Origin of the sequence: Vulgatibacter sp. (assembly GCF_041687135.1) — a bacterium.
Lineage (GTDB): Bacteria > Myxococcota > Myxococcia > Myxococcales > Vulgatibacteraceae > JAWLCN01.
The window spans coordinates 57,401-81,093 of sequence record NZ_JAWLCN010000010.1; the positions used below are offsets into that span (position 1 = coordinate 57,401).

General features: G+C 71.3%; 20 protein-coding genes. 7 read left to right on the top strand and 13 right to left on the bottom strand.

Annotation, left to right across the window (positions count from 1 at the left end; translation table 11 throughout):
• Nucleotides 1-77: 77 nt before the first annotated feature.
• The 3 genes from ACESMR_RS19285 to ACESMR_RS19295 all read right to left on the bottom strand — a co-directional run bounded on the left by ACESMR_RS19285 (nt 78) and on the right by ACESMR_RS19295 (nt 4,801).
• Nucleotides 78-2,903 (bottom strand): ATP-binding protein, encoded by a 2,826-nt coding sequence (locus ACESMR_RS19285; RefSeq protein WP_373048748.1) that lies wholly within the window; start codon nt 2,901-2,903, stop codon nt 78-80.
• Between the two features lie 79 nt (nt 2,904-2,982).
• Nucleotides 2,983-3,912 carry an NAD-dependent epimerase/dehydratase family protein gene (locus ACESMR_RS19290; protein WP_373048749.1) on the bottom strand — a complete coding sequence of 310 codons (930 nt, stop codon included), beginning with the start codon at nt 3,910-3,912 and terminating at the stop codon, nt 2,983-2,985.
• A gap of 43 nt (nt 3,913-3,955) precedes the next feature.
• Nucleotides 3,956-4,801 (bottom strand): EamA family transporter, encoded by an 846-nt coding sequence (locus tag ACESMR_RS19295; protein ID WP_373048750.1) that lies wholly within the window; start codon nt 4,799-4,801, stop codon nt 3,956-3,958.
• 178 nt (nt 4,802-4,979) lie between these two features.
• Between ACESMR_RS19295 and msrB the strand changes: the two genes are divergently transcribed.
• Nucleotides 4,980-5,399, top strand: coding sequence for a peptide-methionine (R)-S-oxide reductase MsrB (gene msrB, locus ACESMR_RS19300; protein WP_373048751.1), 420 nt, complete (start codon nt 4,980-4,982; stop codon nt 5,397-5,399).
• On the opposite strand, the gene ACESMR_RS19305 is transcribed toward msrB, so the two are convergent.
• Both ACESMR_RS19305 and ACESMR_RS19310 read right to left on the bottom strand, forming a co-directional pair.
• The gene (locus ACESMR_RS19305; protein WP_373048752.1) at nt 5,389-6,420 is read right to left on the bottom strand and encodes a zinc-binding alcohol dehydrogenase family protein; all 1,032 of its coding nucleotides are present in this window, start codon (nt 6,418-6,420) and stop codon (nt 5,389-5,391) included. The two genes, msrB and ACESMR_RS19305, sit on opposite strands and share 11 nt — an antisense overlap.
• Nucleotides 6,421-6,451: 31 nt before the next feature.
• Nucleotides 6,452-6,844 carry a hypothetical protein gene (locus ACESMR_RS19310; protein WP_373048753.1) on the bottom strand — a complete coding sequence of 131 codons (393 nt, stop codon included), beginning with the start codon at nt 6,842-6,844 and terminating at the stop codon, nt 6,452-6,454.
• Nucleotides 6,845-6,989: 145 nt separating this feature from the next.
• On the opposite strand from ACESMR_RS19310, the gene ACESMR_RS19315 reads away from it, so the two are divergent.
• The 3 genes from ACESMR_RS19315 (at nt 6,990) to ACESMR_RS19325 (ending at nt 10,575) form a co-directional block, all read left to right on the top strand.
• Nucleotides 6,990-8,030, top strand: a complete 1,041-nt coding sequence (locus tag ACESMR_RS19315) for a fatty acid desaturase (RefSeq protein WP_373048754.1) — start codon at nt 6,990-6,992, stop codon at nt 8,028-8,030.
• A 122-nt stretch (nt 8,031-8,152) separates the two neighbouring features.
• Complete coding sequence (locus ACESMR_RS19320; RefSeq protein ID WP_373048755.1) at nt 8,153-9,715, top strand: glycosyltransferase family 39 protein; 1,563 nt, start codon at nt 8,153-8,155, stop codon at nt 9,713-9,715.
• The gene (locus tag ACESMR_RS19325; protein ID WP_373048756.1) at nt 9,712-10,575 is read left to right on the top strand and encodes an acyl-CoA thioesterase; all 864 of its coding nucleotides are present in this window, start codon (nt 9,712-9,714) and stop codon (nt 10,573-10,575) included. The genes ACESMR_RS19320 and ACESMR_RS19325 overlap by 4 nt, the downstream gene beginning before the upstream one ends.
• Here the strand turns inward: ACESMR_RS19325 and ACESMR_RS19330 are convergent.
• Complete coding sequence (locus ACESMR_RS19330; protein ID WP_373048757.1) at nt 10,556-11,038, bottom strand: DoxX family protein; 483 nt, start codon at nt 11,036-11,038, stop codon at nt 10,556-10,558. The two genes, ACESMR_RS19325 and ACESMR_RS19330, sit on opposite strands and share 20 nt — an antisense overlap.
• Nucleotides 11,039-11,163: 125 nt before the next feature.
• Between ACESMR_RS19330 and ACESMR_RS19335 the strand changes: the two genes are divergently transcribed.
• Complete coding sequence (locus ACESMR_RS19335; protein ID WP_373048758.1) at nt 11,164-12,090, top strand: LysR family transcriptional regulator; 927 nt, start codon at nt 11,164-11,166, stop codon at nt 12,088-12,090.
• 133 nt (nt 12,091-12,223) lie between these two features.
• A complete protein-coding gene (locus ACESMR_RS19340) occupies nt 12,224-12,709 on the top strand; it encodes a hemerythrin domain-containing protein (RefSeq protein WP_373048759.1) in 486 nt (161 codons plus the stop codon).
• On the opposite strand, the gene ACESMR_RS19345 is transcribed toward ACESMR_RS19340, so the two are convergent.
• The 4 genes from ACESMR_RS19345 to ACESMR_RS19360 form a co-directional block, all read right to left on the bottom strand.
• Nucleotides 12,706-13,704 carry a lysylphosphatidylglycerol synthase domain-containing protein gene (locus tag ACESMR_RS19345; RefSeq protein ID WP_373048760.1) on the bottom strand — a complete coding sequence of 333 codons (999 nt, stop codon included), beginning with the start codon at nt 13,702-13,704 and terminating at the stop codon, nt 12,706-12,708. The two genes, ACESMR_RS19340 and ACESMR_RS19345, sit on opposite strands and share 4 nt — an antisense overlap.
• Nucleotides 13,701-14,720: a glycosyltransferase family 2 protein gene (locus tag ACESMR_RS19350; RefSeq protein ID WP_373048761.1), complete on the bottom strand. Its 1,020-nt coding sequence runs from the start codon at nt 14,718-14,720 to the stop codon at nt 13,701-13,703. Before ACESMR_RS19350 ends, ACESMR_RS19345 begins: the two co-directional genes overlap by 4 nt.
• Nucleotides 14,693-16,276 (bottom strand): hypothetical protein, encoded by a 1,584-nt coding sequence (locus tag ACESMR_RS19355; RefSeq protein WP_373048762.1) that lies wholly within the window; start codon nt 16,274-16,276, stop codon nt 14,693-14,695. Before ACESMR_RS19355 ends, ACESMR_RS19350 begins: the two co-directional genes overlap by 28 nt.
• A gap of 89 nt (nt 16,277-16,365) precedes the next feature.
• Nucleotides 16,366-17,274: a LysR substrate-binding domain-containing protein gene (locus tag ACESMR_RS19360; RefSeq protein WP_373048763.1), complete on the bottom strand. Its 909-nt coding sequence runs from the start codon at nt 17,272-17,274 to the stop codon at nt 16,366-16,368.
• Between the two features lie 251 nt (nt 17,275-17,525).
• Here ACESMR_RS19360 and ACESMR_RS19365 point away from each other — a divergent pair, with 251 nt between their 5' ends.
• On the top strand, nt 17,526-19,031 hold the full coding sequence (locus ACESMR_RS19365; protein ID WP_373048764.1) for a catalase: 1,506 nt from the start codon (nt 17,526-17,528) through the stop codon (nt 19,029-19,031).
• A 67-nt stretch (nt 19,032-19,098) separates the two neighbouring features.
• On the opposite strand, the gene ACESMR_RS19370 is transcribed toward ACESMR_RS19365, so the two are convergent.
• The 3 genes from ACESMR_RS19370 to ACESMR_RS19380 all read right to left on the bottom strand — a co-directional run bounded on the left by ACESMR_RS19370 (nt 19,099) and on the right by ACESMR_RS19380 (nt 23,590).
• Complete coding sequence (locus ACESMR_RS19370; RefSeq protein ID WP_373048765.1) at nt 19,099-21,507, bottom strand: M66 family metalloprotease; 2,409 nt, start codon at nt 21,505-21,507, stop codon at nt 19,099-19,101.
• A gap of 175 nt (nt 21,508-21,682) precedes the next feature.
• Nucleotides 21,683-22,861 (bottom strand): hypothetical protein, encoded by a 1,179-nt coding sequence (locus ACESMR_RS19375; RefSeq protein ID WP_373048766.1) that lies wholly within the window; start codon nt 22,859-22,861, stop codon nt 21,683-21,685.
• Between the two features lie 96 nt (nt 22,862-22,957).
• Nucleotides 22,958-23,590 carry a glutathione S-transferase family protein gene (locus tag ACESMR_RS19380; protein ID WP_373048767.1) on the bottom strand — a complete coding sequence of 211 codons (633 nt, stop codon included), beginning with the start codon at nt 23,588-23,590 and terminating at the stop codon, nt 22,958-22,960.
• Nucleotides 23,591-23,693 lie beyond the last annotated feature (103 nt).

Here is a 23,693-nt window from a genome sequence, read left to right on the forward strand (position 1 = left end):
GCACGTGCGGGAAAAGCCTACGGTCCGTCGGTGCAGGCGGGGTGGCAACGGAGGAGGCTCCCCCCGGATGCAGCGTGTTACCCGTGCGTCAGGCCATCGGCCACTCGCCGCCCGGGCGAAGCGGCTCCCGCGTCCGGATGCGCCGGCCCCTGGAGCCGCGGCAGCGCCACCCAGAACGTCGATCCGTGCCCCGGCTCGCTCTCCAGCCAGATGCGCCCGCCGTGGCGCTCGACGATGTCCCGCGAAATGTAGAGCCCGAGCCCGAGTCCGCCGTACGAGAAGGGCGAGACGTTGCGGGCGCGGAAGAAGCGGTCGAAGAGCCGCGCCTGCTGATCGCGCGGAATGCCGATGCCCTGATCGGTGACGGAGAGGACCACCTCCTCGTCGCTCTCCTCGAGGTGGACCTGCACCAGGCCGCCCTGCGGGCTGTATTTGATCGCGTTGTCGAGAAGGTTGGTGATCACCTGCTCCAGCCGCGACCGATCGCCCTGGATCCAGACGCCGTGCGGCGGTGCCTCGACGCAGATGTCGTGCCTGCCGCTGGTGGCGGAGGCGATCCCGACGGCGTTCTCCAGCAGCTCGGAGAGGGACATCGGTTCGAGGTGGAGCGCGAGACGGTTGGCCTCGACCCGCGAGGTGTCGAGCAGGTCGTTGATGAGGGTCGTCAACCTGCCGAGGGAGGCCCGGGTACGCTGGAGGTCCGCGATCTCCACCGGCTGCCCTGCGGCGACCTTGCGCTCGAGCATCTGCAGCCGGGTGGCGAGGGGGGTGAGCGGCGTCTTCAGCTCGTGCGAGGCGATGGAGAGGAAGTCGTCGCGGAGACGAACCGATTCCTTCATCTCCGCATAGAGCCGCGCCCGCTCCTCCTCCGCCGCCTTGCGCGCGGTGATGTCGAAGCTCATCCCGACCCACTCCCGCACGCTGCCGTCCGGATTGAAAACCGGCACGCCGCGGGACTCCACGTGGCGGTAGACGCCGTCGCGCCGGCGGAGGCGGTGCTCGAAGGTATAGGGCGCGGCGCGGGCGACCGCGTCGCGCCAGGCGCGCTGGAGCCTCGCGCGATCCTCGGGGTGGATGGCCACCATCCAACCCCAGCCCAGCGCCTGCTCCAGCGATTGGCCGGTGAAGGAGAGCCAGGAGGTGGTGGCGGTGATGGCGGCGCCGTCGGGCCCGTTTACCCAGACCACCTCGGCGCTGGCCTGTGCGAGGGAGCGGAAGCGCTCCTCGCTGGCGGCGAGGGCCTCCTCCTCGCGTTTGCGGGCGGTGATGTCCACCACCACGATGCCCACGCCCAGCGGCGGGCCGCCGGCGACCTGCACCGGGTAGAAGGAACAGAGGAAGTGGCCCCGCCCCGCCGGTGCGGCGACCGAGAGCTCCTGGTCGGTGACCGGGTGGCCGGTCTGCAGCGCCTGCCGGAGGAGCGGCGCGAAGCGCTCGTGCAGGCCGGGCATCGCCGCTGCGAGTGTCTCGCCCCGGGGCGCGCTGCCCTCGAGCGCGCCGAGGCAGGCGAGGGTCTCGTTTGCCTGTACCAGCCGCAGCTCCGGATCGACGAAGCCGAGCCCGACCGGCGCGGTGCGCAGCAGCGTGTCGAGCAGCGCCACCGACTCCTCCAGGCGGCGGAGGTGTTCGGCGCGCTCGGCGCGGAGGCGCTCGGTCTCCAGCACCGACGCGACGCGATCGGCGACTGCGGCGCCGAGATCGATCACCTCGGGGTCGAGGGGGCGGGTGGACGCCAGCACGAGGAGACCGAGGTGGCCGCTGCCCCCGCGGAGGGCGAGGCTGCGCCGGGTCGGGGTGGGAGTCGCTTCGGTCGGCTCGAGCGCCGGGCGCACCCGGGCATCGACAGCGGCGCGAGCGAGCGTCTCGTAGCGTCCGTCGACCAGGCGGAAGACCGCCGCTCCCGGCGCCAGGTGCTCGGTGAGGCAGCCAGCCAGGCGGGCGAGCCGATCGGAGAGGGACCGCTTCTCGGCGAGGGCCGTGGCGGCCTCGAGCAGCACCGTGCTGCTTCGGGCTGCCCGCCGGCGCTCCTCGCCGATCGCGGCGAGGACGAGAGCGGTGAAGCTGGCGAGGACCATGAAGCCCTGCACGGCGAGGAGCTGGTTCTGCAGGGTCGCGATCGGCGCGAACGGGCCGCCACCGAGGAGGGTCTGGAAGAGCGCCACGCCGCCGAATGCCGCTGCGGCGGTGGCAGCGCCGCTGGGCCCCCTGCGCAGGCCCGCCCAGCTGAGCAGCGGGAAGGTGGTGAAGGCGAGGAGGATCACGCGCAGCGTCGGATCGGGCAGATCGAAGACCAGGGCGAAGAGCGCGGTGAGCGCTGCCACGGTGCCGATGGTGGCGAGCGCCTCCCGCCAGGTGGGACGGGCCCAGGGCGGACCGCTCCAGGTGAGGATGAGCGGCGCCATCAGGAACGTCCCGAGGCCGTCGATGAGGAGCCAGGTGGCCAGGAGCTGCAGGTAGCTGACGTCCGCGAGCCAGGGACTCGAAAGGGCTGCCCAGAGCCCGCCCAGCAAGGGGCCGACGAAGGCGCCGCCGGCTGCGAGGACGAGGACGTCGCGCAGCCGTGCCAGGGTCGTCGAGGGTCCGGCGAAACGGACGAGGATCGAGGCGGCGACGCTGACCTCGATCACCTCGGCGCTCGCCCAGAAGAGGATGGCGACGAATGGCGTCTCCTTGATCAGCTCGACGGCGAACGAGGAGGCGAAGACGAGCGGCAGGAGATGGAGCCACCGCCGCCTCGCGCTCCGCACGAGGACGGCGATGGAGATCCCGTTCGGCAGCCAGAAGGCCGGTGCGCCGACCGGGGGGAAGACGACCAGCCAGCTGAGCAAGCCCGTGGCGACGAGCACACCGAAGAAGGCGGCGTCCCAGGCCCACGTGGTCGCGATGCGCCTCGGCGCAGACATCCGCCCCCTCGGGTCGACACGCCCTTAAGTGGCAACGCCGCAGGGAATTGGCCAGCAGCGGGGCGGCGGCACGCCGGAGCTACCGTCCGAATCGCTCCCGGATCCAGGCGGCGGTGGCGGCGATGGCCTCGCCGCGTGGCGTGGGCTCCACGCCGAAGGCGCTGCGGAAGCGGCTGTCGTCGAGGACGAAGGGCCCCTCCCATTGGTAGGTCATCTCCTTCGCTTCCCGGATCATCGGGCTGAAGAGCCCGGCCACGAGCCACATCCACCCGGGCAGCGTGCCCACCTTCGCATCGACGCCGAGGGCGCGACCCACCGCCTCCACCAGCGCCCGGGTCGTCCCCTGGAAGGCCACCGGCAGGTGCCAGATCGGCTCGTCCACCCGCACGGAGGTGCCGAGGGTGAAGAGACCTGCCGCCACGTCGGGCGCGTAGCTGTAGCTGTGGGGCGCGTCGGGATCGCCGCCGACGTCCACCCGCTTCCCGGCGACGAGGCGCTTCAGGTTGGTGGGGTGCAGCACCGCGCTGCCGGTGACGCCGGGGCCGAAGAAGTCCGAGGCGCGGCCGATGGCAAGCTCGAGCCCCCGCTCCCGGGAGGCGAGCAGGTCGAGTTCGAGCCGGGCCCGGAGCTCGCCCTTCTTCGAGCGGGGAGCGAGCGGCGTCGCCTCGGTCATCGGCGCGTCGGGACGCCCGAGCATGTAGAGGTTGTCGAGGACCACGAGCCGGGCGGCGCTGGCCAGCGCCGCCTGGCGCAGGCTCTGTCCGATGCGCGGGAGGAGCTCGAACCACTGCGGGTAGGGCACGTTGATGCAATGGTAGGCGGCGGTGGCGCCCCGAACGGCGTCCCGGGTGAAGGCTTCGTCGCTCGCGTCGCCTGCGAGGTGCTCGATTCCCGGCGGCAGCTTCGGGCGGTGGCGCGAGACGACGCGGACCTGGTGGCCGCTGGCGGCGAGGCGACTGGCGAGGAGCGGGCCGATCTGCCCGTAGCCGAAGACGACGTGGAGGCTCATGGGCTGAGCATGCCTCCCCCTCCCCTGCAGCGCAGCAGGAGGATCAGGCCTCGACGGGTGGGATCGGTTGGCGTGCGGTCAACGTGGAGCCCACCGACGCAGCGCTGACGCAGGCCACCGCGAGCCATTGGAGCGCCCCGAGCGTCTCGTGGAGGAAGAAGAGGCCCACGAGCGTCGCCACCGCGGGCTCGAGGCTCATCAGGATGCCGAAGGTGCGGCTCGGCAGCGCCCGCAGGCCGACCATCTCGAGGGTGTAGGGGAGCGCGCTGGAGAGCGCCGCCACGGCGAGGGCGATGCCGAGGATCCGCGGGGTGAGGCCCACGTTGCCGATCGCCGGGAGGGCGAAGGGGAGCACGGTGAGCGCGGCGACGCTCATCCCCAGGGCGACGCCCTGGCCGTCGTGGGGCAGGACGCCGGAGAGCCTGCCGCCGAGGAAGATGTAGGCGCCCCAGCAGGCGCCGGCGAAGAGCGCGAGCCCCATGCCGACGCCGTCGAGGGCTGCTGCGCCGCCGCTCCACGGGGCGAGGAGCACGATGCCGACAGCTGCGAACAGGGCCCAGAGGAAGTCCGCTGCGCGCCGCGAGCCGAGGACCGCGACGCCGAGGGGGCCGACGAATTCGAGGGTGACGGCGAGGCCGAGCGGGATCCGATCGAGGGCGAAGTAGAAGGCGAGGTTCATCCCGCCCACGGTGATGCCGTAGGGGAAGACCGCGCGCCACTGCTGCCGGGAGAGGCGAAGAAGCGGCGGCCGGAAGATCGCGAGGAGCAGGAGCGCGGCGAAGGCGGCGCGCAACCCGGTGGTGCCCGCCGGGCCGAGCGCCGGGAAGAGCTCCTTGGCCAGGGCGGCGCCCGCCTGGATGCTGGTGATGGCGACGAGCAGCGCCGGCACCGGCGGGATCGGATTCGATTTCGGCAATGCAGAGGACAGGGCGAAGAGCTCCCGGGCGGCGAAGTGCCCCCTGCATAACGGGAGAGCGGCTCTGCTGCCAACTGCCAGTTCGATTGCGGCGTCGCGCTCCCGCTCCTTAGGGTATGGGGCTGGCCCAGCCCAGAACCAGGAGATCGCGATGGAGAAGCTGAAGCTCAGCGACGAAGCGTGGCGTGCGCGCCTCACTCCCGAGCAATACGACGTGCTGCGCCGCCACGGCACGGAGCGGCCGGGGAGCGGCTGCTTCCTCGGGACGAAGGAGCCCGGCACCTACGTCTGCGCCGCCTGTCACAACCCGCTCTTCCAGGCGGGCACCAAGTTCGAGTCGGGGACGGGCTGGCCTTCCTTCACCCAGCCGATCGGCGAGGATGCAGTCGTGCACGTGCAGGACGACTCCTACGGCATGCGCCGGACCGAGGTGCGCTGCGCGCGCTGCGACGGGCACCTCGGCCACGTCTTCCCCGACGGGCCGCCGCCCGCCGGCCTGCGCTACTGCATGAACTCGGTGGCGATGGAGCACGTGCCCGAGGGGCAGCCGATCGAGCTCGTCACCGGTTGAGCGCCAGGACCAGCTTGCCGCGCACGTGCCCGTCCTCGAGGCGGGCGTGGGCGCTGCGTGCGGTATGGGCCGCGAGCGGGCCCACCACCTCGACGAGCGGCGGCGGCAGCGCGCCGGATTCGTAGAGGGAGGCGAGCCTGGCGAGACGCTCGCCGTAGGCCGGCAGGCGTGCCGGAGACCCCAGGTGGGCGGCGGCGCCGAGCTGCACGAAGTGGAACGAGGCCGAGCGGGTGACGAGCGGGCTCGTCGTCTCGTCCCAGAGGTCGAGCGGAAATTCTGCGGGCTCCTCGACGATGGAGACGACGCTGCCGTCGGCGGCGACCGCATCGAAGCAGAGCCGCTTCATCGCCCCGCCGACGAAGTCGAAGGCGGCGGCGACGCCGTAGCCGCCGGTGCGCTCGTGCACCTCGGCGGCGAGGTCCTTCGTCCGGTCGTAGCGCAGCACCTCGTGCGGATCGACACCGAGGTCGCGCAGGTGGGCGGCGCTCGCATCGCTGCCAGCGGTGACGAGGAGGGGCGCTGCGCCGAGGTGCCGCAGCAGCGGAACGGCGGTGCTCCCGACGCCCCCCGCCCCACCGGCGACGAGCACGGCGTCGCCCGCCCGCACCTGCGCCCGCTCGACGACGGCGACCCAGGCGGTCATGCCGGCGATCGGGATCGCGGCGGCCTGCGCGAAGGAGAGCGCGGCGGGCTTGCTGGCGACGAGGGCGGCGGGGACGCAGACCGCCTCCGCGTAGGCGCCGTTGCTCGAGCCGGCGCCGGCCCAGGCGAAGACCTCGTCGCCGGGGCGAAAGGCCTGGACGCCCTCCCCCACCGCGTCCACCACGCCGGCGAGCTCGCGTCCGAGGACCACGGGGAGCTGCGGGCTGATCAGGCCCTGCCGCCATTTGTAGTCGACCGGGTTGAAGCCCGCCGCCCGCATCCGGATGCGCACGGCGCCGGGCCCCGGCTCCGGGAGCGGACGCTCGGCGTCCTCCAGCACCTCCGCGCCACCGAACGCCCGAATCTCCACCACGCGCATGCGGCGCCTCCCTCTTCGTGCCCCTGCCGCGTCAGCTCACCTGCAGGCCGCGGATGGTAGCCGCGATCGCCGCGCGCCGCTCGTCGGAGAGCGGCAGCCGTTCGAGGCGCTCGAAGCGGGCCCGGACCTCCCGCCAGATTCGCCAGCGCTCCGCAGGCTCCAGCAGCCCGGCGAACGGCGTCGACTGCCGGAGGGCGCGCGCCTCCTCGCCCCCGTCCACCAGGAAGGCGAGCAGCTCGGGCAGCGGCCGTTCGAGGAGGCGGCGCCACGCCTGCGCGTAGGGGAGGCTGCGCCCGCCCGCAGCGATCGTGGCGTCGAGCCGCGCGCGCACGCCCTCGAGCAGGCTCGGATCCCGCTCGATCCGGGCGGCGACGGCCCGGTGGTAGGCGATGCTTCTCTCTTCTGCGAGATCGTGGAGCGACATGGCTCGAGTCCCCGGGGCTCCCTCGGACTATATGCCTCTCCCGGCAGCGGAATTGCCCTGGCGGCGAAGAAAAGGGATACCTCGAAGGTTCGGGTACCATTGGCCACATCCGGCCAGCCCTACTCCTCTCTGCAAGGCAGGCCCATTGTCCTTCATCGACCGTGTCCTCGAGGCGCCCACCTACGGCTGGGAGCGTGACGGCAAGCTCAGCGCTCCCCCGGTTCGCGAGCTTCTCCGCCACACGCTCGCCCGCCTGAACGTCTTCCGCGATCGGCGCAATTGGGTCGCCTTCAGCAGCTGGTTCTGGAGCCTCGCGTTCGCGCCCTTCCTCCTCGTCTTCCTGACGAAATACTTCAGCTTGCCGCTGCTCGCGGTGGGGCTCGTCTACGCGATGGTGGTGGTGGGGAGCCACGGCACGATCTGGTTCCATCGCTACTCGACGCACCGGGCCTACCAGTTCCGGCATCCGCTGGTGCGCTTCGCCGTCGAGAACCTGGTGCCGAAGGTGATCATCAACGAGCTCTACACGATCTCGCACCACGTGCATCACGCGCGGAGCGAGCAGCCCGGCGACCCGTACAACGCCCAGGGCGGCTTCTTCTACTGCTTCCTCGCCGACGTGAACCACCAGCCGATCGCCCGCGACCTGAGCCGGCAGGACTACGGCAAGCTCCAGCGGCTGATGAGCCACACCGGCGTCCGCACCAACAGCTACGAGCGCTACCTGCGCTGGGGGAGCCTCGCCCGGCCGCTGCGCACCACGCTGGGCTTCGCGGCGAGCTGGGCCTTCTGGTACGGCACCTTCTTCCTCATCGGCGGCCATGCGCTGGCCACCGCGCTCTTCGGCTGCACCTTCCTCTGGGCGGTCGGGATCCGGACCTTCAACTACGACGGCCACGGCAAGGGCAAGGACAAGCGCAAGGTAGGTTACGACCTCCACACCGGCGATCGCTCGATCAACCAGGTGTGGCCGGGCCTGGTCGCAGGCGAGTGGCACAACAACCACCACCTCTTCCCGCGCAGCGCCCGCACCGGCTTCCTGCCCTCGCAGCCCGACGGCGCATGGTTCTTCATCCGCGGGCTGGAGAAGCTCGGACTCGTGCACCGGGTGATCGACGACAGGGAGCGCTTCCTCGCGCTCCACCGCGCGCACCACGCGCGCCTCGTCGAGGCGCCGGCGGCCTGACCGCGACCACAGCGACGAAAAGACCGAAGCGCCCCTCGAGCCCACGTGGCCCGAGGGGCGTTTTCGTTGGGTCTCGCGTCGCTCGTTGACCCTGCCGCGCAGCCACGGCTACGGTGCCGCCGGTGAAAAGAAGCCATACGATCGGCCTCGCCCTGCTCGCGCTCTTCCTCGGCCTGCGGCTCGCGCACCTGGAGGCGGATCCCCCCACCCACTATCCCACCGGTCGCTTCGCGCAGGAGCTCTACGTCGAGGGCCCTGCCAAGGCCCACGAGGCCCGACGCTTCGGCCTCTTCGGCACCTTCGAGACCAGGACCGCGGACAACTACCGCATCTGGAGCACGCAGAGCCCCGCCTACGTCCTCCCGCTCTCGGGCTTCTTCCGGCTCTTCGGCGCAGGGTACGTGCAGCTGCGGATCTTCTGTGCCCTCGCCGCCAGCCTGGGCTTCGCGGTCTTCCTGCTCCTCGCCAGGCAGCACGGGAACCCGCTGGTCGCGCCGATCGCCGGTCTGCTCTTCGCCTGCAGCTTCTTCGACGTCCAGCTCACCCGCAGCGGCCTGCTCGAGCCCTATCTCGACGGGCTGCTCGCGCTCTCGTTCCTCACGGGGCTGCTCGCGCTGCGCAACCTGCGCTGGCTCGCCGCGAGCCACGCCGCCTTCGCCGCCGCGCTCCTCACCAAGCAGACGGCGCTCTTCGCCCTGCCGCCGCTGCTCGCCCTCGGCGTCGCCGCCCACCTTCGGGCGCGGCGGCGCGGCGCTTCGCCCGGCCAGCATCTGGCCGTGCTGGGAGCGGGCCTGGGCCTGGCGGCGGCGTTGCTGCTCTACGTCCGCAGCCCCGCCTATTGGGAGACGGTGCGGTGGAACTTCGGCCACATGATCGTCGGGGTCGAGCAGCACCGGCAGCTCTCGCTCGGCGCGGTGAAGCTCCTCGCCCTCCTCGATCGCATCGCCACGCCGGAGCGCTGGGTCGAGGGCGCCCTCTACATCGCCCCGCTCCTGCCGCTCGCCCTCGTGCCGATGGGCCGCGCGATCCAGGCCCTGGTGCGGCGCCGGCCCGTCGAGATGCTCGATCTCGTCGCTGGCGGCTGGCTCCTGTGTGCCCTGGTGGCGCTGCAGCTCACCGAGCACGTGCGCCCGCGCTTCTCCCTCGTCCTCCTGCCACCTGCAGCGCTGCTCGCGGCGAGCGCCCTCGCCTGGCTCGCGACGCTGCGCGCCCACCCGCTTCTCCGCGCTGCACCGCTCGCGCTCGCCGCCGTGGTGGCGCTGGCGACCGACCTGCGCTGGCAGGCGCGGTGGTGGAGCACGCCGACCTACCAGCTCCGCGACGCCGGCGCGCAGCTCGGCGAGCTGCTGGGGCGGGACGACGTGGTGGTCGGGGCCTGGGCGCCGGTCCTCGGCTTCGACACGGCGGCCGACACCTTCTACGTGAAGGGTCCCTTCAACACCTCCCGGGCGGCATTCACGGCGCTGGGCGTCACCCACCTCCTCCTCCGGCAGCGCGACCACACCGGCGCGCGGGTGAAGCGGCTCGCGCCGGCTGCGTGGAGCGGGCGGAAGCGCGAGCTGGAGCTGCCCGTCCTCGACGAACGAATCACCCTCTTCCGCTTGCCCCGGCAGCAGCTTTCGGGCGATCCCCCGCAGTCCCGGGGTGCGGCACGCTCATCCCCGGGGGATTCGGAGTCGAAGTGATTAGCGAGTTGGAAGAGCTGGTCGGGTTCCTCGACCTGGAGCGCATCGACGAGGACATCTTCCGCGGGCAGCCGCACGATCCGGGCTGGGGCCAGCTCTTCGGCGGCCACGTCTTCGCGCAGGCGCTCCGGGCGGCGCAGGGAACCGTAGCGCCGGAGCGGCTCGTCCACTCGGTGCACGGCTACTTCCTGCTCCTCGGCGACATCTCGCTGCCGCTCGTCTACCAGGTCTTCCGCACCAGGGACGGCGGCACCTTCTCGACCCGCAGCGTGGTGGCGCGGCAGCGGGGCCGGACGATCTTCCAGCTCTCCGCCTCCTTCCAGGTGGAGGAAGGCGGGTTCGTGCACCAGGACGAGATGCCGCAGGCGCCGCCGCCCGACTCGTTGCCGACGGAGGAGGAGGCGCTGACGCCCTTCGCCTCGAGCCTGCCGAAGGGCCTGCGCGAGCGGCTCCTCGCCCCGCGGGCCTTCGAGCTCCGACCGGTGCAGCCCACCAGCGATCCCCTCGCCCCTGCGATCCGCCCGCCCGTCCGCGACGTGTGGATCCGAGGCCGCGGCAAGCTGCGCGACGATCCCTCGATCCACGCGGCGCTGGTGGCCTACGTCTCCGACTACTTCTTCCTCGGCACTGCGATGCAGCCCCACGGCGTCACCTGGCTCGACCGCAGGATGCAGGTGGCGAGCCTCGACCACAGCATCTGGTTCCACGACCGGGCCCGCGCCGACGAGTGGCTGCTCCACAGCATGGAGAGCCCGCGGGCGGCGCACGGCCGCGGGCTCGTCCGAGGCCAGATCTTCAGCGCCGACGGGCGGCTGGTGGCATCGACGGCGCAGGAAGGGCTCATCCGGCGGCGTTCCTGACCGCGACCGTACCGGTGGCGAGACCGGTGGCGAGGCGCGCATCCGCGGAGGCGCGACCGCCGCCCCAGATGGCGAGCGGGATCGCCAGCGCCAGGGCGAGGAGGTGGAATTCGAACCCCTCGCCCTTCTGGTTGCCGAACCAGTTCATGAAGAAGCCGTAGGGCAGGTGGGTGGTCAGGGCCGCCCCCGCCATCACCGCGGCGATGCCCGCTGCCGCGAGCCGCGAGAAGAGCCCCGCTGCGAGCAGGACGGCCCCGACCGATTCGAAGAGGATCACGAGGGCTGCCACCGGGGTCGGCAGGCCCACCGTCCCGGTGAAGAAATCCATGGTGCCGGTGAAGCCGTAACCACCGAACCAGCCGAGCAGCTTCTGGGCCCCGTGGGGCAGGATCACCAGCGCCAGCACGAGGCGCTGCACGAGCAGCGCGGTGTTGCGCGCGTCGGTACGTAGCAAGCTTTCCATGACGTCGTCCTCCGGAGCCGTGCATCGGCTCGCAGGGGAAGCATGGTGGGATTCGTGCCGCTTGATTAGACGCCCGGCCTCGAAAAGACTGTTGCGCGAACGCAACGATATCGACGGGAGCAGACATGGGCCGCGGTTCCCTCGGCTTCGACGACATCGGCTCGATGGTCCTCTTCGCCCACGTGGTGCGGAGCCGCTCCTTCACCGAGGCGGCCCGCCGCGAAGGCGTGACCAAGTCGTCGGTGAGCCGGCGCATCGCGCAGCTCGAGGAGACGCTCGGCGTGAAGTTGCTGCGCCGCACCACCCGCAAGCTCGATCTCACCGAGGAGGGGATGCACTTCTACGAGCATTGCGCCCTCGTCCTCGACCAGGTCGACGCCGCAGCCGAATCGGTGGTCGGCGCCAGCGAGGAGCTCAAGGGGCCGATTCGCATCAGCGCCCCGGTGACCCTCTCCCAGCTGCATCTCGGCAGGGCCATCGCCGGATTCCTGATCGAGCATCCCGCGATCGAGGTGCACCTCACCGCGGACGATCGCCTCGTCGACGTGGTGGAGGGGGGCTTCGACGTCGTCGTCCGGATCGGACGCCTCGCCGCCTCGAGCCTCGTGGCCCGGCGTCTGGCAGCGGACCGCCTCGTCGTCTGCGGCGCCCCCTCCTATTTCGAGCGCAACGGCGTGCCGGAGACGCCGGGCGATCTGCTCCACCACAACTGCCTGCACTACGCCAACGTGCCGCTCTCGGGGGAGTGGCGTTTCCGCGGGGAATCGGGCCCGGAGGTCGTGCCGGTTCGCGGGACCCTCACGTCCAGCGACGGCACGGTGCTGCGGGAGGCGGCCATCGCGGGGCTGGGCCTCGTGGTGGTGCCGCGCTTCATGGTGGCCGCCGAGCTGGAGGCGGGGAGCCTGGTGCAGGTCCTTTCCCGGTGGCGCCGCGGCGCGATCGGCGTCTTCGCCGTGACCGCACCCGGGCGCCAGCTGCCGCAGCGCACCCGCGCGCTGCTCGAGGCCCTGGCGCGCCACTTTGCCGCTGCCCCGGCCTTCACCCCTGCCTGACCGATCAGGCGGGCATGCGCCCTCTCCGCCCCGCGGTCCGGGAGCGTGCCGTCCGCGGGCAGCCCAGGCCCTCCCCCACTGGCGGCGACCGGATCGGGTGGCGAACCTTCTGGAACAGCACCCGGAGGTACGAATGGACGCGATCAAGCTTCTGAAGCAGCAGCACCGCGAGGTCGAGGGCCTCTTCGAGAAGATCGAGGACGCGGAGGGCGACGAGAAGAGCCAGCTCTTCGCGCAGCTCGCCGACTCCTTCCTCGTCCACTGCCACATCGAGGAGGAGCTCTTCTACCCGGCGGTCTTCGAGGACCGGACCGAGGACGATCTCCGCGAGGCGGTGGAGGAGCATCTGCAGGCCAAGCGGATCATCGCCGACATGCTCGACATGGACGCGTCGGACGAGCAGTGGACCGCGAAATGTGCCGTACTCAAGGAGGACATCCAGCACCACGTGAAGGAGGAGGAGGAGGAGCTCTTCCCGCAGGTGGAGAAGGACTTCAGCAAGACCCGCCTCGACACGCTCGGCCGCGACATGAACAAGCGCGCCGACGAGCTGAAGAAGGAAGGGGAGCCGCGCCAGCTCGTCTACGACGAGACCGAGAGCGCCGTGCTGCCTTCTTAAGGCGAAGCGCCGCCGGCAGCGCCCTGCTGCCGGCGCACTGCGCCAGCCCGGAGCAGCAGCGAGGCGAGCGCGGCGGCGGTGAGCAGCGCCTGGGCGAAGACGATCAGCGCGAGCATGGCCAGGGAGATCGCGAGCGCCGCCTCGAAGGAGACGGCGCCGCCCAGGGCCCAGGCCATCACCGCCTGGTGGGTGCCGAGGCCCGCCGGCGCCGTCGGCAGCGCGACGCCGAGGGCCACCCACCCAGCTGCTGCTGCAGCGGCGCCGGGCTCGACCGCCGCGCCGAACGCCCGAGCCAGGGCGAAGATTGCGACCGCATCGCCGAACCAGGCCACCACGCTGAGGAGCGCCACGCGTGCGAGGGCTGCGGGCCGCTGCGCGAGCACGGTTCGAGCGAGCCGCAGCACGAGCGCGGCGAGCTTCTGCAGGCGTAGGCGCCCTTCGAGCTGGAGCGCGCCCAGGCGCTCCGCCCCGCGCGCCACCGCTGCGCCCACCGCCACGCCGCAGGCGAGGCCGGCTGCAGGCAGGTAGCTGCCCGCTGCTGCGGCGCCGAGGGCGACGAGGAGGAGGATCCCGAGGAGGTCACCGGCACGCTCGATCAGGGTGAGGCCGACCAGCCGCGGCAGGCCCGCGCCTGCGTCGAGGCGACGCTGCAGCGCGAGACGCACGCCCTCCCCAAGGCGGAAGGGCAGGAGCGTCACCGCCAGCAGGCCGACCGGCCCGGCGACGAGCGCGGCGCCGGGCGCCGAGCCCGCGCCGGCGCAGAGCGAGCTCCAGCGCAGCACGCGGAGCGCATGGCCGGTGAGGAGCGTCGCCGCGGCGACCGCGAGCCAGGTCCGCTCTCCGCCACGGAAGGCCGCCGCCAACGCGTGGGGGTCGGCCCTGGTCCACGCCCACCAGGCCAGCACCGCTGCGAGCAGGAGCCCTGCAGCGTCGAGGGCGGTGCGCAGCGGCGAGCGCCTCCCGCTCGCAGGCCTCTTGCCTTCCGGAACGCTCACTTCGCGTCCGGCCGTGCTTCGGAGGCGGTGGCCGTGCCGCGGAATTCGTTGGGCGGCGCCTGCTGGACCAGCGCGTCGAGGCGGCTCGTCCGGTGCTCCGCGATCACGTAGAGCGGCCGATCCTTGATCTGCTCGTAGATGCGGCCGACGTAGGCGCCGATGATCCCCAGGGCGAGGAGCTGCGCCGAGCCGAGCAGCGCGACGAGGACGAAGAGCGAGGCCCAACCCTGGATCGTGGCGCCGCTGAAGAGCTTCTCGTAGACCGCCCACGCCGCATAGAGGAAGGCGATGCCCGCCGCGGCGATGCCCGCCGTCGTCGCGAGGCGGAGGGGCGCGGTCGAGAACGAGGTGAGGGCGTCCGCTGCGAACTTCACCATCCTGGCGAGGGGATATTTGGTCTCGCCTGCTGCACGCGCCTGGCGCACGTAGGGGACGGCGATCTGCCGGAAGCCGACCCAGGAGACGAGGCCGCGGATGAAACGGTGCTTCTCCGGCAGCTGGCGGAGCACGTCGGCGACGCGGCGGCTGACGATGCGGAAGTCGCCGGTGTCGGCGGGGATGTCCACCGCGGTGAGCTTGCGGATCGTGCGGTAGAAGAGCGCCGCGGTGACCTTCTTGAAGATCGACTCGCCGAGGCGCTTCTCCCGGAGCCCGTAGGCGACGTCGTAGCCCTCGCGCCAGCGCGCCACGAATTGCTCGATCAGCTCCGGCGGGTCCTGGAGGTCGGCGTCGATGAAGACGATGGCGTCGCCGCGGGCCTTGTCCAGACCTGCGCTCACGGCGAGCTGGTGGCCGAAGTTCCGCGACAGGGAGATGGCGACGACGTGCGGGTCGCGGGCCTGGAGCTCCTCGAGGATCGACCAGGAGCGATCGCGGCTTCCGTCGTTCACGTAGACGATCTCCCAGTCCAGCCCGAGCCGGGAGAGCGTCGCGGTGAGACGCTCGTGCAGGAGCGGGAGGACCTCCTCCTCGTTGAAGACCGGGACGATTACGGAGCAGAGATCCGTCGGGGCCATGACCGCTCGATTCGGTAGAGCCTCCAGCTGCCACTCGCCTTCACGAGGCGGGCACGGAGGCGGTTCTTCTTGAGGAGGCTGGGTTCCTTCGCGCTGCGCACCAGCAGGTAGTCGAAGCCGCCGTCGCGGTTCCAGTCGAAGCGCCCGGGGGACCACTCGAGCCCCGGGGTGATGTCGGGCTGCTTGCCGTGGCGGAAGCGGAGGAGCTGCGGGAAGAACTGGGCGAAGGAGAAGCCGATCTCCCCGCCCTTCCGCGCCTGGTAATAAGCGGGAAAGTGGAGGAAGGGCCGCCCGCCGAAGTGGCGGCTGCCCTGATCGTAGGTGAGGCCGAGCAATCGCTTGTCCGGCTCGGCGGCCGCGAGGACCTCGTTCAGACCCCGGGCCTCCGCGTCGAAGCCGAGGAAGCGCTGGGTCGTCACCGTGCTCCACGCGCCGATCCCGAGGACGATGGCGCCGAGCGCGATCCCCCTGCCGAGGCGGGAGCGCGGCAGCGCCAGCATCGGGACCAGCACGAGGGCCACGATCACGCCGAAGCGGGGCGCGAGGAAGAAGGTGTTCATCGCATGCGAGGGGATGAACGCGTAGAGGAGCAGCGCCACCGCCGGTGCGACGAGCAGCCCGGGCCGCCTGCGCACCAGGGCGAAGACGATCGAGACCAGCCCCCAGGCGAGGAGCAGCAGCCCCAGCAGCTGCGCTTTGCGATCGCCCTCGAGCCCGAACATCAGCGACGGCAGGTCGAGGAAGCGCTGCAGCCCCAGCTCCCAGCCGGTGCTGGAGTGGCGGGCGGCGCCGTGGGAGGCGCGGACCGCGAAGATCCACGGCGGGACGAAGAGCGCGCCGGTGGCAGCTGGGAGGAGGCGCACGACCGTGGCCGAGATCCGGCGGAGGAGCAGCGCGCGGCCAAAGAGGAGCACGCCGCACGCGGCGAGGATCAGCACGTGGGCGAAGAAGAGGAAGACCGAGAAGAGCGCGAGGCCGATGGTGGTGCGTCGCGTGGGCCGCTGCAGATGCGTCTCGCCGAGGGCGAGGAAGAAGAGCGCCACCGGCAGGGCGACGGTGTAATTGAAGAAGCCCCACTGGAACGAGAAGCCGTACGCCGCCGGAAAGGCGAGGAGCGCCACCTCGTGGGGGCGGCGCAGCGCCTTGAGCCAGGCGAGCATGCCGAGCGGCAGGGCCAGCACGTAGCCGGAGAGCACGATGCGGATCGCCGTCTCGATCTCGGTGAAGAAGGCGAAGAGGCGGACGAGCGAGTAGCCGAAGAGATAGGGCGTGAACCAGTTGAGCTTGTAGAGGTCGCGGCCGAGCCCCGCGTCCCACCGCTGCCACAGCTTGATCTGCGCGGCGTGCTGGGGAAGGTCGGTGGCCGGCAGGAAGTCGACGAGCCAGAGCGGCAGAAGCGTGGCGACGGAGCAGGCCGCGAAGCAGAGCCAGAAGATCCGGTTGGGCGCGTGCTCCGGCACGGCCTCCTCGCCGGGTGGGATCTCCGCCTGCTCGCCGGCCGCCGTCGCTGGCGCTGCCGGGCTGGTTTCGGTTGCCTCGGGAAACGACTCGCTCATCGGGCGCGAAGGTAGCACGGCGCCGGAGGAGATGGCTCCCTCGGCGCACCCGGTCGTGGTGGCCCGGGTCGTGAGCCCCGGCCCCGGGATCAGGCGCCGGTGGAGGCGAGCTCCAGCTCGGTGGCCGCCTCGACGATGAGCGAGAGCTGCTCTGCCAGCTGCAGGATCACCGCGTCCGCTTCCGGCGGGTGGTAGAGCGCGATCTCGATGGTCTCGATGGAGGGCAGGCCGGTCTCCGGGCCGAGGACGCGGTGTCGATCGAGGACCGCGCGGGCGGGGAGCAGGCTGACCCCGAGGCCGTCCGCCACCGCGGCCTGCAGCGACGCCAGGCTCTGCGAGACGTAGCTGATCCGGCTGCGCCTCCCGAGCGCCTCCATCGAGGCGATCACCTCCTCGCGGTAGAGCGCGCTCCGCGGGAAGACGACGAGCGGGACGGGATCCCTGCCGAAGGTCGGATGCTTCCTGCTGTCGACCCAGCAGAGCCGCTCGGCCCAGGTGTGCCGGGCTGGCGAAGGTCCCTTGTGCTGCTTGATCAAGGCGAGATCGAGCTCGCCTTCGTCGTAGAGGCGGCGCAGCTCGCGGCTCAAGGCGCTGGTGACCTCGAGCCGCAGCCGCTGGTGGGCGTTCGCGAAGGTGGCGAGGGTCTGGGTGAGGCGGTCCGCCGAGAAGTCGTCGGGGACGCCGATCCGCGCCACGTGCTCGCTCGGCGGCGCAGCGAGCGCCTGCCTGGCCTCGTCGTTGAGTTCGAGGATCCGGCGCGCGTAACCGAGCAGGCGCTCGCCATCCTCGGTGGGCACGACGTTCCGGGTCGTGCGATCGAGCAGGTGCCTGCCGGTCATCTCCTCGAGACGCCGGATCTGCTGGCTGACGGTCGACTGGGTGCGGTGCAGGCGGACGCCGGCCGCGGTGAAGCTGCCGCAATCGACTACCGCCAGGAAGGCCCGCAGCAGCTCGAGATCGAAGGTCATCGCATCATGCAGATGGGTACTGATCCGCATGCAATCACTTCATTTCTCCCTCGCGGACGGCCCCTGTAGGGTGAGAGCGTGCGGGTGGTTCACGGGCGCCTACGAACCGGGTCGGGGCGGCTGCGGCCACCCGCACATTACGTTCCGGCGCCCGCTCCACAAGGCACCGGGAGATAAATAGCCCCTCCCTATCGAACCGTTAGAAACGATGTCTTGGCGACATCGACCTCTCCCCCGACAGGATTGCTGCCACACGCAGCTTTCGACGAAGGAGAGACGGCTTGAAGAACCACCTGACCACCGAAGCGGGCGCACCGGTCACCGACGATCGGCACGCCCAGACCGCCGGCGCCGGCGGCCCCACCCTGCTCCAGGACCACCACCTCCTCGAGAAGCTCGCGCGCTTCAACCGCGAGCGGATCCCCGAGCGCGTCGTCCACGCCGTGGGCAGCGGCGCCTACGGCCACTTCGAGGTGACGAGCGCGGCGCTGGCGACATACACCCGCGCGAAGCTCTTCTCCGCGGTGGGCAAGAGGACGAAGGTCTTCGTCCGCTTCTCCACCGTCGCGGGCTCGAAGGGCGCTGCGGACACGGTGCGGGATCCCAGGGGCTTCGCGGTGAAGTTTTACACCGAGGAGGGGAATTGGGATCTGGTCGGCAACAACACGCCGGTCTTCTTCATCCGCGACGGGATCAAATTCCCCGACTTCATCCACTCCCAGAAATACGACCCCTTCACCAACCGGCAGGAGCCCGACAACGCCTGGGATTTCTTCTCGCACACGCCGGAGGCGACCCACCAATTCGTCTGGCTCCACGGCGACCGCGGGATCCCCGCCTCGCTCCGCCACATGGACGGCTTCGGCTCGCACACCTTCGGCCTCGTGAACGAGCAGGGCGAGCGCTTCTGGGTGAAGTTCCACTTCAAGACCGACCAGGGGATCCGCTGCCTCACCAGCGCGCAGGCGGCGATGGTGGGCGGCAGGGATCCCGCCTTCCACCAGAAGGATCTCTACGACGCCCTCGAGCGCGGCGACTTTCCGTCCTGGACGCTCAAGGTGCAGATCATGCCGGCGGCGGATGCCGCCACCTACCGCTACGATCCCTTCGATCTCACCAAGGTCTGGCCCTACGCCGACTACCCGTTGATCGAGGTGGGCAGGCTCGTCCTCGACCGGGCGCCGGACAACTACTTCGCCGAAGTGGAGCAGGCGGCCTTCAACCCGGGCAACTTCGTTCCGGGCATCGGCCCCTCGCCGGATCGGATGCTGCAGGCGCGGCTCTTCGCCTACGGCGACGCGCACCGCTACCGCCTCGGTGTCAACCACACCCGCCTGCCGGTGAACGAGCCGAAGGGCGTGGAGGGCGGCGCCCGCAACTACGGCCGCGACGGCGCGATGCGCTTCGACGGCAACGGCGGCAGGGCGCGCAACTACGAGCCGAACGGCTACGGCGGACCTGCGCCCACCGGCGAGCGCTACGAGCACGCGCTTCCCGTCGCCGGCGTGACCGGCCCGCAGGACCATCCGGTGCACCGGGAGAACGACGATTTCGTGCAGGCCGGCGCGCTCTACCGGGTGATGACCGAGCCCGAGAAGGAGCGGCTGATCGCCAACCTCGCCGGCAGCCTCGGCCAGGTCTCGCGGCCCGACGTGATCGACCGCTCGCTCACCTGGTTCGCGAAGGCCGACGAGGATCTCGGCAGGCGTCTCGCCGCGGCGGTTGCAGCGGTGCAGCGCGCCCGTGCCCAGCCGGCGGGCGCGGCGGCGAGCGTGCAGGAGCGTTGATGGACGAAGGGCCGGGGGGCGATCCGCTCCCCGGCCCTTTCGTCGTCGTCGGCGTCCCGGGAGGCCGTCAGCGCTCGAAGACGAAATGCTCCGCGGTGCGGCCGTCGGAGAGGCTCACCTCGAAGAGGCCGCCTGGCGGCAGGCCCGTGGTGTCGACGGTGGCGGCGCCGTCCTTCAGCCGCAGGGCGAGCGTGGTGCGCTCCCCCTCGTGCAGCCAGGCGACCGCGGCGAAGCGGTGGGTCCCTGCGTCCCATCCGAGGTGGAGCTTGCCGTCCTCCTCCTGGAGGGAAGGCGCCGCAGCGGGGACGGGCGGGAGCAGGGCGGCGCGATCGAGGACCGGGTGGCCCTGCCACCGGATCGAGAGGTCGAGGATCTCCTCGCCGGGCTCCTGCACCGTCACCGCGAAGCGGAGGGTGCCGTCGTCGTCGTGATCGAGCTGCATCAGCTCGAAGGGCACCTCGACCTTGCCGCTGGCGGTGCGCAGCTCGAGGGTCCAATCACCCGCCTGCACCTCGGGCTGGACGAGGACGCGGTGGATCGGATCGAGGCTGACGCCCGCCTCGCCGACGCTGCCGGAGACGAGGAGCGAGAGCGCCGGCGCCGGCGTGGCGTAGGGCGCGCTGGCAGCGGGCGGGTTGCGCCGCAGGAAGGACTGCGCCAGCTCGTAGTTCCAGTCGGAGACCCACTTCGGGCCGCAGTAGGACATCACGTCGCGGTAGTTGCTCGGCGAGACGAGGGAGCTCGTGGTGGCGTTCCAGCCCCAGCTGCCGAGGGTGGCGTTGGAGTAGGGGTAGTTCGCGTCGCCGCTCGTGCCGCAGGGCGCGTGCTGGATGCCGAAGTTGTGGCCGAGCTCGTGGGCGACGAGCTCGGGGGTGGCGCTCGAATCGTCCTTCACCACCGAGACCGGCTGGCCGATGTAGCCGAGGCCGACGGTGCCGTAGGTCGGCATGCCCGGCACCATGCCCATGTAGTAGCGGCTGCTGCCGTCGGCGCGGCGCAGCGAGTAGACCTGCTGGAGCACCTCGCTGAGCTGGAAGCCGTTGCTGCCCGGCGTGTAGGTGTAGGGCGCGCGGACGAGGATGTCGACGCCGGGCACGGGCCAGAGCTCGGTCACCTTCTGGGAGAAGGAGGTGGCCCTGCCGGTCATGCCGTCGTAGCGGATCGGCACCACGGTGACGGGCAGCTCGGCGCGGCTCTCGACGGTGGGCTGGAGCACGAGGGTGTTGTTGGACTCGTTGGTCTCGGCGAGCTGGTTGGCGGGATCGACCTGGACGTCGATGCGCAGGCCGGGCTGCACCCAGGAGGCGGGCACCACCGCGCGGTATTGCTGCGCGAGGTTGGAGGGGTCCTCGCTGGTGGGCGGCGTGGAGGGGCCGCTGAGCGAGAGCGTTCCGAGGGAGCTGCTGCCGGCGAAGGCCTCGGCGCGGACGGTGACGCCGCCGATGCCGCTGGTGCTGCCGAGGACGTAGAGGCGCAGGAGCGCGTCCTTGGAGGCGACGAGGACGAGGTCCTCGAGGATCACCGACTGGCCCCACTCGCCGCGGGTGATGCGCAGATCGCCGACGATCGGGCCGGGGGTCGGCTCGGGCTCCGGCTCGGGTTCGGGCTCCGGCGCCGGGCTGGCGGTGATGGTGCGGGTGCGGGCGGCCTCGAGGCCCCTGCCGTTGCGGACGGTGAGCCGCGCGTCGAAGGTGCCCGCCGTCACGTAGGTGTGGCTGGCAGTGCTCGCCGACGTGCAGGGATCGATCGTCTCGTCGACCGTGCCGTTCCCGTCGAAGTCGACGGTGCAGCGGAGGTTGTCGCCGTTGGGATCGGAGATCGACCAGGAGAAGCGGGTCGAGAGCGGCGCGGTGCCGGTGGTGGTGCTGGCGGAGAAGGAGTCGATCACCGGCGCGCGGGCCGCGTTGCCGCGCACGGTGGAATCCTTGCGCTGCTCGTTGCCCTTGCGGTCCCTGGCGGCGAGGGTGAGGTCGACCTCACCGGCGGATCCGAGGCGGAGCGAGTGGGAGCTGTCGCTGCGGCAGTCGGGGATGGCGAGCATCTCGCCGTCGATGACCAGGGTGCAGGCGATCGCGTCGTCGTCGGGTGCGTCGATCGACCAGGTGCAGGTGGCGTCGAAGGGGACGATGCCGGTGCCGGGGGTGCAGCTGAAGGAGGCCAGCTTCCAGGTCGGCGCGGGTTCGGGCTCCGGCTCGGGTTCGGGTTCCGGCTCGGGTTCGGGTTCCGGCTCGGGTTCGGGTTCCGGCTCGGGTTCGGGTTCCGGCTCGGGCTCGGGCTCGGGTTCGGGTTCGGGTTCGGGTTCGGGTTCGGGCTGCCCGCCGGTACCGCCGCTGCCGCCAGCACCGCCGCTGCCGCCGACTCCGGCGCTCCCGCCCTCCTCGGGCGCTGCATCGGAGCCACTTCCACACGCAGCCAGCACGAGAGCGAGAAGCACCGTTGCAGGCGTGCGCAACAACATCGACCGATCGGACTTCATGAGCTCAGGGAATCAAAAAACTCAGAATTCCGCAAAGCCCGACACCGGCTCCAGCAGGCGCCGCTGTCATCCCCCGATCCCGCGGGTGCTGCACGAGGGGCCGAGCGTGCGCCCGCCGTTCGCCCGTGCAGAAAGACCGGGGACGCACCGGCTGCCGGTGCGTCCCCGGCCCTCGCTACTCGGCGGCGGGCTCGATCCGCACGATGCGACCGGTGGCATCGGCGAAGTAGAGCCGGTCGTCCGGGCCGGGCTCGAGGCCCATCAGGGCGCCGGGCGCCACGCCGGTGGTGAGGCGGTTGACGAGGTTGCCCTCGAGATCGAAGGCGAGGATCTCGCCGGTGGCGTTGTCGCCGACGTAGAGGTAGCCGCCGTGGAGGGCGAGGCCGCTCGGCGCCTGGAGCAGGCCGGCGGAGGCGGGGACGAGCTCGCCCCACTCCTGGCCGCCCCACTCCTCCACGATCGTGCCCCGCTCCTTGCCGATCATGCTCTTCACCTTCGAAGCGCCGCGGGGGTCGATCCAGAGGATGCGCTGGTTGCCGGTGTCGGCGACGTAGAGGCGCCGCGACTCCAGGTCCATGACGAGGTGGCTGGGCACGTCGGGCACGCGAACCACCCGCGGCTCCGCGAGGAAGTGGATGATCCCGTCGGAGTGGTCGTCGTAGCCCGCGTCGTGATCCTGCTGGAAGTCGTAGCGGACGATCTGGCCGTGGTGCCCGTCGAAGACCCAGTAGACGTTCTCGGACTGGTGGGCGATGCCCATGCAGTTCGGGCTCTCGTGGAGCATGTCGAGGTGCGAGCCGAGGCCCTCGGGATTGTTGATCGCGAAGACGTCGAGGTGCGCGCTCCAGAGCGCCGGCCCCATGAAGTAGTTGGGCGCGTACTGGTCGTTGTAGGTGTTCTCGGACTCCTGGCAGGTGCCGAAGCTCCAGTCGTCGCGGTAGTTCTGCGCGCCGAAGGCGATGCTGCTCACCTCTTCCATGAAGTGCTCGGCAAAGCCGTCGACCCGGTGCTCGCTGTTCTCCGCGGCGCCGGTGGCGTCGAAGATGATGGTGGTGCCATCGTCCTGCCGGTTGGCCACCCAGAGCTCGCCCTCGCGGCCGGGATGGAAGCCGAGGTCACGCGGAACGGCGAGGCCGTCCTCCGCGTCGGCGATCACCGTGAAGCGTACCGACTCGGGCGTGCCGTCACCGATGAGCGGCGCGTGCACCGGCGCCGTGCCGCCGGTTCCACCGGCGCCACCGACCCCGCCGGCGCCACCGGCGTTCTGGTCGTCGTTGCCGCCGTCACCACACGCCACCATGGCGGTTGCAGCAAGCAGCAGGGCGCCCATCCAACATCCACGGGTGCAGCTCATCCGTACCTCCGATATCGATGAATCCGGGGAGAATAGCCCGCTGCCACATGGCCTTGTCGAGGGTTCGGGCATTCGAACCTGCGCATCCCCGATTTTTCACGCCTCGATCAGCCCCTCCGCCACCATCGCGCGGCGCGCAGCCGGGCGCTCGAGGATGGCGGCGGAGATCCGGGCCATCCGCGGCAGCGACGCGAGGTCGAGCTGCGACGCGCTCGCCCAGCGGAAGAAGACGTGCACGAAGGGATCGGCGTAGCTGTAGCTGCTGCCGAGGGCCCAGGGCCCGTCCGCGGAGAGCATGGCGTCGAGTTCCTGCAGCTTCGCCTGGAAATCCGCCCGCCCCTTCTCCCGGATCTGCGGCGCGTGGGCCTCGTCGGCGGAGAAGACCGCGGGCTTGAGGACCCGTCCGAAGGCCGGGTGCGCCTCAGCCGAGAGAGAGGCGACGATCTGCAGGGCCCGGGCGGCCTGCCGCGGCTCGGCGGGGAGGAGGCCGGCTTCGGGCGCGAGGCCCGCGAGGTGGGTGAGGATCGCGGGGTTCTGGGTGAGGATCCAGCCGTCGGCAAACCGGAGCGCCGGCACCTTCCCCTGGGGGTTGATCGCCAGGTAGGCGGGCTGCTTGTGGGCGCCGTCCTTGAGGGAGACGAGCTGCGCTTCGTAGGGAAGTCCGAGCTCCTCGAGGAGGATGTGGGCAGCGAGGGAGCAGGCGCCAGGCGAGAAGAAGAGCGTGAGCATCGGCGTTCGGCCTTTCGTCGATCGGGGTACGGCCCGTGCGATAGCCGCGGCGCCTGACGTACGCCACCAGGATCGCGGCGCGTGAGGCGGGTGCAGGCGTCGA